This is a genomic window from Microbacterium sp. K41, from assembly GCF_004794395.1.
Taxonomy (GTDB): domain Bacteria; phylum Actinomycetota; class Actinomycetes; order Actinomycetales; family Microbacteriaceae; genus Microbacterium; species Microbacterium sufflavum.
Genome location: NZ_SSDO01000388.1, coordinates 1 through 7969 on the forward strand (window position 1 = coordinate 1; position 7969 = coordinate 7969).

6 protein-coding genes and 1 pseudogene are annotated in these 7969 nt (G+C 71.8%); 2 read left to right on the forward strand and 5 right to left on the reverse strand.

The genetic code is table 11. The features are described 5' to 3' along the window. Together DW309_RS12145 and DW309_RS12150 are read right to left on the reverse strand one after the other, a co-directional pair. Positions 1 to 1077 (reverse strand): glycosyltransferase (locus tag DW309_RS12145; protein ID WP_136045518.1); only part of this gene is annotated, 1077 nt, incomplete at its 3' end. Positions 1078 to 1081: 4 nt separating this feature from the next. After that, positions 1082 to 2308: a glycosyltransferase gene (locus DW309_RS12150; protein ID WP_136045519.1), complete on the reverse strand. Its 1227-nt coding sequence runs from the start codon at positions 2306 to 2308 to the stop codon at positions 1082 to 1084. Positions 2309 to 2433: 125 nt separating this feature from the next. Here DW309_RS12150 and DW309_RS12155 point away from each other — a divergent pair, with 125 nt between their 5' ends. After that, positions 2434 to 3021, forward strand: coding sequence for a hypothetical protein (locus DW309_RS12155; RefSeq protein WP_136045520.1), 588 nt, complete (start codon positions 2434 to 2436; stop codon positions 3019 to 3021). Between the two features lie 35 nt (positions 3022 to 3056). On the opposite strand, the gene DW309_RS12160 is transcribed toward DW309_RS12155, so the two are convergent. Together DW309_RS12160 and DW309_RS12165 are read right to left on the reverse strand one after the other, a co-directional pair. Further along, positions 3057 to 3467 (reverse strand): MmcQ/YjbR family DNA-binding protein, encoded by a 411-nt coding sequence (locus DW309_RS12160; RefSeq protein WP_136045521.1) that lies wholly within the window; start codon positions 3465 to 3467, stop codon positions 3057 to 3059. 55 nt (positions 3468 to 3522) lie between these two features. Next, on the reverse strand, positions 3523 to 6516 hold the full coding sequence (locus tag DW309_RS12165; RefSeq protein ID WP_136045522.1) for an alpha-mannosidase: 2994 nt from the start codon (positions 6514 to 6516) through the stop codon (positions 3523 to 3525). Positions 6517 to 6649: 133 nt separating this feature from the next. Here DW309_RS12165 and DW309_RS12170 point away from each other — a divergent pair, with 133 nt between their 5' ends. Further along, positions 6650 to 7675 carry a LacI family DNA-binding transcriptional regulator gene (locus DW309_RS12170; RefSeq protein ID WP_136035143.1) on the forward strand — a complete coding sequence of 342 codons (1026 nt, stop codon included), beginning with the start codon at positions 6650 to 6652 and terminating at the stop codon, positions 7673 to 7675. Positions 7676 to 7694: 19 nt separating this feature from the next. Here DW309_RS12170 and DW309_RS12175 read toward each other — a convergent pair. Continuing rightward, a pseudogene (locus DW309_RS12175) lies at positions 7695 to 7969 on the reverse strand (glycosyl hydrolase); the annotation flags it as partial.

Below are 7969 nucleotides of genomic sequence, written 5' to 3' on the forward strand. Positions count from 1 at the left end.
CCGCTGCGCCTCGCGCTCGCGCTCCGACGCGGTGGGGTCCGCCTCCGGTACGGCCCACAGCCCGCCCTCGAGCTCGGCCGCGATGTCGGGGTCGCACACCACCGAGGGCGTGCCGAGCGTCGCGGCCTCGAACGGGGTCATGCCCTGCGTCTCGAAGCCGATGGAGGTCTGGACGAGCGCGTCGGCGTCGGCGATGCGCGCGAGCGTCTGCGCGTAGGTGAGGCGCCCCGCGAAGGTCACGCCGTCGCGACCGGCGACGATCCGTTCCGCGGCCGCGCGCTGCGCGCCGCCCCCGATGACCTCCAGGTCGGCGTCGACGCCCGAGGCCACGAACGCCTCCAGGAACGGCAGCAGGCGCTTCTCCGGGCTCATCCGTCCGAGCCACACGAAGCGCGGACGCCCCGGGCGGCGCTCGGCGGGCGCCGCGGCGAGGGTGCTCGCCCGCACGTCGTCGTCGATGCCGTTCCAGATCACGTCGACGTGCGGGAACACGCCGTTCTGCTCCAGACGCCGGGCGAAGTGACCGGAGGGCGCGGTGACCGCCGAGGCCCCGGCCGCGAGCCCGCGCAGGTACGACCAGCCGTCACTGCCCCCCACGCGGATCCCGATGCCCCGCAGGGCACGGCGGCGCCACGCGTTGAGCACCGCGAGCACGGGACGATGCAGCGGGGTGACCGCCGCGAGGCCCACATCGACGCGGTTGTGCATGGTGTGCACCACGGGGAGCCCGTGCCGCTGGGCGTAGCGGTGTCCGATGAACGCCCCCCAGAAGTCGGCCTGCACGTGCACGAGGTCGACGGGAGGGCGCTGCGTCATGGCGCGGTCGAGGGCGCGGTCGGTGGCGCGGCCCGGCCAGCTCATCGCGTACTCGCGGTCGAGTGTGATCGGGACGGACGGGAGGTCGACGTAGGCACCGGCCGGCACGTCGCCCTCGGGAACGCGGTGCGCGTGCATGCGGGGCGCGACCACCGTCACGGTGCGCCCCGCCCTCTCCAGAAAGGTCCGCTGCAGCCGCATCGACACCTGCGCGCCACCGAGGGAGTCCAGGTGCTGATCGCCGAAGAAGACGATGTGCATGCGGTTACTCCGGCAGCGGCTCGTCGCGGTACAGCGCCTCGAAGGTGTCGAGCGTGCGGTTGATGTCGTGGATCGCGACGCCGTCGAGCGAGGCGTGCTGCATCCGCTCGTACTCGCCCGGCGAGGCGGTGAGGACATCGGTCAGTCGCGCGGCGAGCTCGTCGACGTTGCCCGGCTCGAACAGGTGGCCGTTCTCGCCGTCGTGCACCAGGTGCGGCAGGGCCACCGCGTCCGCGGCGACGATCGGCAGCGCCGACGCCATGGCCTCCATGGTCGCGATCGACTGCAGCTCGGCGATCGACGCGATCACGAACAGGCTCGCGCGCGACAGCAGGGCGCGCAGCTCCTCGTCGGTCGTGCGGCCGTGGAACGTGACCCGGTCGGCGAGACCGAGCTGCGCGGTGAGGCTCTCGAGCTGCTTGCGCTGATCTCCGCCGCCGACGATGTCGAACGTCGTGTTCAACGCGGGGTCGAGCTTCGTCATCGCCTTGAGGATGACCTCGACCTGCTTCTCGGCCGTGAGGCGCCCGACGAACACCAGGCGGTTCTCCTCGCGCGGCGCGATCACCGGCGTGTACTGCGAGCGGTCGATGCCGCAGCTCACCGGGATGACGTTGCGTACCTCGACCGTCTTCTCGAGGAAGTCGGCGGCGCGGCGGGTCGGGGTCGTGATGGCGCGGGTGAGGTCGAACGTGCGCTTCGCGTCGGCCCAGGCGAACTTCAGCACCAGGTCGTCGATGAACTTCGGCATGGTCGTGTGATCGAGGATGTTCTCGGCCATCACATGGTTGGTCGCGATGACCGGGATGCCGCGCTGCTTCGCGATGCGCGCGAGGCCGCGTCCGATCACGATGTGCGACTGGATGTGCACGACGTCGGGCTGCACGCGGTCGAGCACCTTCCGCGCGTAGTGCTTGGAGCGCCACGGCCACACGAAACGCAGCCAGTCGTGCGGGGCCCAGCGCACGGACGGCAGCCGGTGCAGCGTCATCGGCTCGCCCTCGATCACCTCGGTGTGAGGCGCCGAGCGGCGGTACGCCTGGTTGGGGGCGACCACGTGCACGTCGTGTCCGCGCTGGACGAGGCCGGCCGCGAGACGCTCGGCGAAGCGGGCGGCACCGTTGATGTCGGGCGCGAAGGTGTCGCAGCCGATCAGGATCTTCAGCGGGCGGGGGGCTTCGGCGGCGTCGGGGGACGCCTCGGTCGGATCGTCGGAGGGGGTCACAGACATGCTGCCTTACGATGGGGCGGCCAAGGGAAAGCCCTGGTCGGGCGCACGCAACTCTACCCGAGGGCCCTGCCCGGGCCGCCGAGGCATACCGGCATCCGCCCAGCCGGAGCCGTTAGCGTTGGCGCATGCGACTGACTGCCGACGCCGACCCCCAGCTGTGGATCCCCGTCACCGACTCCCTCGGTTGGAAGGGGCGCCGGCACCGGAAGGCCGCGATCCGCATGCTGCTGGGACAGGTGAACGCGGCGGTGGGGGCGACCGAGCGCCCTGGATCGCGCTTCGGCGCGTGGGCCATGAGCCAGGCCGCCCCGATGCTCATGAAGAAGGCCGACGGCCGTGTGCTGGTGTGGACGTGGAAGGCCGAGCCCGAGCTGGTGGTGGCGATGGCGACCGCCCAGGTGCTGACGCCCGATGTGCGCATCGCCCGAGCGTCGATGCCCATGGAGTACGACGACACCACCTCGTTCCCGACGCGGCTCGGGGCCGGCGAGAAGCTGGTGGTCGCGATGCCGCCCTCGCCCGCGACGCCCCCGTTCACGACGTACACGTGGGACACCGGCACGCACCTGATCACGCTGACGGCGGTGTGCGCCGACCGGGAGCGCTTCGGCACGCTCGGCACCGCGCTCGACGACCTCGCCCGGAGCATCCGCATCGCCGACGACCTCACCGGCGGCGAGTCGCCCGACGTGCTGCGGCTGCCTCCGGCCTGACACCCTCGACGTCCACCGCCGGGTGCGGGAAGGACTCACGCGAGGCCGTGCGCAGCGAGCCAGTCCTTCGCGACGGGGGCCGGAACACGCACGAGCCAGGCGTCGGTGACGAGCTCCGCCAGCCGCTCCGCGTCCACCACGTCCAGGCGTACGAGCAGCGCCGGGTAGCCGTCGAAGTGCGGGATCGAGAACAGCGCCTCCGGCTCCGCGGCCAGCAGCGCCTCCTTCTCGCCCTGATCCGCCACGCGCACCGACAGCACCTCGCCGTCGGGCCACTGCCGACCGAGCTCGGCCAGCTGGCGCAGATCGGCGCCGGTCGGGCCGCGCAGCCCCGCGAACTGCCCCTGCGTCACGCGCCACCCGGGCAGACCCGTGTGACCGTTGACGGCCTCGGTGACCCCGGGCAGCGCGAGCGCGATCCGCCGCACGTCGTCGATCGTCGCCATCCCGTCATGCTCCCGCACGCCCCGCCCGCGCACAACGCCCGGGCCCGCGCGGAGGTCAGCGCGCGATGCGGAGGGTGCGCACCTCGAACGGACGCAGGTGCAGCGCTCCACCCGTCCGCGCGTCGTCGAGGTCGTCCTCGATCAGGCTCACCTCGCGCACCTCGCGATGCTCGAAGCCGACCGCCAGCTCGCCCGTGGTCCGGCGCCCGAGAGCTTCGTACACGCGCACGATCACGTCGCCCGAGCCGTCGTCGGCGAGCTTGACCGCCGACACCACGATGCCCTCGCCGGACACGCTCACCAGGGGCTCGACCTCGCGGGCACCGCGCACGACGGTGGGCAGCGCGTTGAACCGGATTCCCTCGGCCGTGGCGATCGCGGCGTCCGCGCCGATCACGAAGCCGACCTCGATGGCGTGGTGCCCGTGGTCGGTGTCGGGGTCGGGGAACCGCGGCGCGCGCAGCAGCGAGAGCCGCACGGTCGTGGTCACCCCGTCGTCACCGACCTCGCGCGAGGTGTCGTAGCCGTAGATCGAGTCGTTGACGAGCGCGGCGCCGAAGTCCTGCTCGCGCACCAGCACGAAGCGGTGCATCGAGGTCTCGAACTTCGCGGCCTCCCAGCTCGTGTTCGTGTGGGTGACGCGGGCCTGGTAGCCGAACTGGGTCTCTGCCTCGGTGTGCGACGCCTGGATGTCGAGCGGGAACGCGAGCTTGAGCAGCTTCTCGGTCTCGTGCCAGTCGATGTCACAGCGCAGCACTACCGTGCGCGAGTCGGGCGCGAGGAGGATCGTCTGCGTGATCGTCGACTCCGAGAACCGCCGCTCGACCACGATGGTCGCGACGCCGTGCACCACCGAGGCCTCGATCGACGACACCGCGGTGAGGTCCTCGACGCTGTTGCGGTAGTAGCGGTCGATGTCCCACGCGTCCCACATGTTGGGGAAGTCCTGGTGCAGCTGGAACAGGTTCGCGGCCCTGCCCGGCGCGACCGTCTCGCGGCCGGACGCCCTGTCGACCGCCGACACGATGAGGCCCTCCGCCGACACCACGACCGACACGAGCTCGTTCTCCAGGCGCCAGCCGCCGTCCGCGTCGGTGAGCGTCACCGGGCTCGCGGTCGGCTCCCCGACGAACGCCGCGCCCAGCGCCCGTCCTCCCGCGACCGAGGTCGGCTCGAACCGCAGTGCGCGGTCCCCGTCGCCCGCGAGCGACCGGCGTGCGCGCTGCGCGATGTCGCGCGCCTCCGACAGCACGTCGGAGAGCACGGCGACGGCCTCGCGGTGCACCCAGGCGATCGAGGTGCCGGGGAGGATGTCGTGGAACTCGTGCAGCAGCACGGCCTGCCAGAGCCGGTCGAGCTCCGCCTGCGGGTACGCGGCCCCCGTGCGCACGGCGTCGGTCGCGGCCCACAGCTCCGCCTCGACGAGCGCGTGCTCAGCCCAGCGGTGCAGCGCCTTCGTGGCGTGCTGGCTGGTGAGGGTGCCGCGGTGCAGCTCGAGGTACAGCTCACCCACCCACACGGCGGGGTGCGGCAGCTCGGCCTTCGCGGCGTCGAAGAAGTCGTCCGGGTGCTCCCAGACGACCTGCGCGCTGCCCTCGAGGTCGCGCAGGCGCGCGGCCTTGCCCGTCATCTCCCGGGTCGTGCCGCCACCGCCGTCACCCCAGCCGACCGGAGCGATCGATCGCGACGTGACACGGTTCTCCTTGAACTGCCGCGCGGCCTTGGCGACCTCCATGCCGCTGAGCTGCGAGTTGTAGGTGTCCATCGACGGGAAGTGCGTGAACACCTGCGAGCCATCGATGCCCTCCCACAGGAACGAGTGGTGCGGGAAGACGTTCTGCTGGTTCCACGAGATCTTCTGCGTGAAGAACCACTCGAACCCGGCGCGGCGCATGAGCTGCGGCAGCGCGGGCGAGTAACCGAAGCTGTCGGGCAGCCACACGCCCTTCGACCGGATGCCGAACTCGCGCTCGAAGAAGCGCTGGCCGTGCGAGAACTGCCGCACGAGCGACTCGCCGGTGGGCATGACGGTGTCGGACTCGACCCACATGCCGCCCAGGGGCAGGAAGCGCCCCGCGGCGACCGCGGCTCTGACCCGCTCCCACACCTCGGGGCGGTGCTCCTTGATCCAGGCGTACTGCTGCGCGCTGGACATGCCGTACTGGAACTCGGGCTGCTCCTCGATGAGCGTGGTCATGGACGAGGTGGTGCGGGCGACCTTGCGGATGGTCTCGCGCACGGGCCACAGCCATGCGGAGTCGATGTGCGCGTGGCCGACCGCCGAGATGCGGTGCGCGCTCGCCTCGGCCGGGGCCGCGAGCACGTCGGCGAGTCGGGCGCGGGCGTCGGCGGCCGTCTCGACGATGCGCTGGAGGTCGAGCACGTCGAGGGCGTCGTCGAGCGCCTGGAGGATGCGCATGCGCCGCGGCGAGGTCGCCGGCAGCTCGGCCTGCAGCTCGAACAGCACCTCGATGTCGAGGGACAGGTCGAACACCTCGGGCTCGAACACCGCGAGGTCCATGCGGCGCAGGCGGTACAGCGGCTCCTTCGACGAGGTGAGGATGTCGCCCTCCTGCGTCGGAAGGAAGGGGTGGTAGTCGAGCAGCACCGGGTTCGACGCTCCCTCGAGGTACAGCTCGACGGGCTCGTCGCCGTGGGCGTTCTCGGCGATCGGCACCCACTGGTTGCGCGGGTTGATGCTCTTGATCGGCGTGCCGTCGGGGCGGTACGCGAGGGCCTCGCACTGGAAGCCGGTCATGTTCACGTCGAAGCCGAGGTCGATCAGCGCCTCGACACGGCGCCCCTTCCAGTCGGCCGGCACGCGCCCCGTGAGCTTGAACCACGTGGTGCCCCAGGCCGGGCCCCACAGCGACCCGACCGCGCCCGGCGCGTAGTCGAGCGCCAGCCCCTCGGCCGGCGGGATCGGCTCCCCGGGCAGTTCGTGCAGCTCGACGGTCAGCGGCACGGAGGCCGAGTGGATCGCGGGACGGATGCGCTCTTCCAGCACGCGCTTGACGCGGCCGACGGTGAGCGAGGTGTCGTCATGCATGGCTGTTCTCCGGGCTCGACGGTGAGGGGGCGTTCTGATGCTATCCGATTTACTAAAACGATCTAGCGATTCGAGTCTACGGCACACCCACGACGCTCCCGCGAGGCTAAACCGATCAAGTAGGGTGATGCCTATGGCCTCGGGGAAACGCGTCACGATCGCGGACATCGCGCGACTGGCCGGCGTCTCCCCCGGTGCCGTTTCCTTCGCCCTGAACGGTCGCCCCGGCGTGAGCGAGGAGACCAGGCAGCGCATCCTCGCGATCATCGAGGAGCACCACTGGCAGCCCAGTTCCGCGGCACGCGCCCTGGTCGGTGCCCGTGCCAACGCGGTCGGCTTCGCACTCGCCCGCCCCGCCCGCTCGCTGGGCTCCGAGGCCTTCTTCACCGATCTGATCGCCGGCATCGAGTCGCGGCTGTCGGAGAGCAAGGTCAGCCTGCAGCTGCGCCTGGTCGCCGACATCGACGAGGAGATGGAGGTGCACCGCCAGTGGCGGTCGTCGAATCAGGTCGACGGCATCATCTACATCGATCCGCGCGACGACGACCCGCGCGCGGCGAACATCGCGTCGCTGGACGCCCGCGCCGTGATGATCGGGTCCGAGCCGTCCGCGGAGGGCGACGTGCCGAGCGTGTGGATCGGCGACGAGGAGGTGGCCGAGACGCTGTTCTCCTACCTCGCGGCCCTCGGGCACACCCGCATCGCCTACGTCGCCGGACCCGCCGAGCTCGAGCACACGCGCCTGCGCGCCGAGGTGCTGGAGCGCCTCGCGGCGGACGGCATCGCGGGCGAGGTCATCGCGACCGACTTCTCCCCCGCACGCGCCTCGGCGGTCACGCGCACTCTGCTCTCCGGCAAGCAGCGCCCGACCGCGATCGTCTACGACAACGACGTGATGGCGGTCGCCGGACTCCGCGTCGCCCAGGAGATGGGGCGCACCGTGCCGCGCGACGTCTCCCTCGCCTCCTTCGACGACTCGGTGATCGCCGGGCTCATCAACCCGTCCATCACCGCCATGACGCGCGACACGTTCGAGCTCGGCGAGCAGGCGGCCACCCTCCTGCTGCAGCAGATCGAGGCGGGCGCGACCCTGCCCAGCGTCGCCGGTCCCACGCCCACCCTCACGGCGCGCGAGAGCACGGCGCCGCCCGCGTCCTGACGCGCGCCGACGGATGGTGTCAGGCGTCGACGACGGTGTTGACCGAGCCGTAGCGGCCGACCGCGTCGCCCGCGAGGTCGGGGCGGATCAGCTCCCGGATGCCCCGAGCCTCCAGCGCCGCGGGGTCTGCCGCGTCGGCCGAGGTGACCAGGGCCGGGTCGAGTCCGGCTGTGCACGCATCGACCCACGCCTGGAACACCGCCCCTCCCGGGCTCAGCGCGGCCCGGCTCACCGGCACGTCGCGCTCGTCCACCTCGACCACGATCCCGGTCGGCCGCGCCGGGGCAGCCGTGC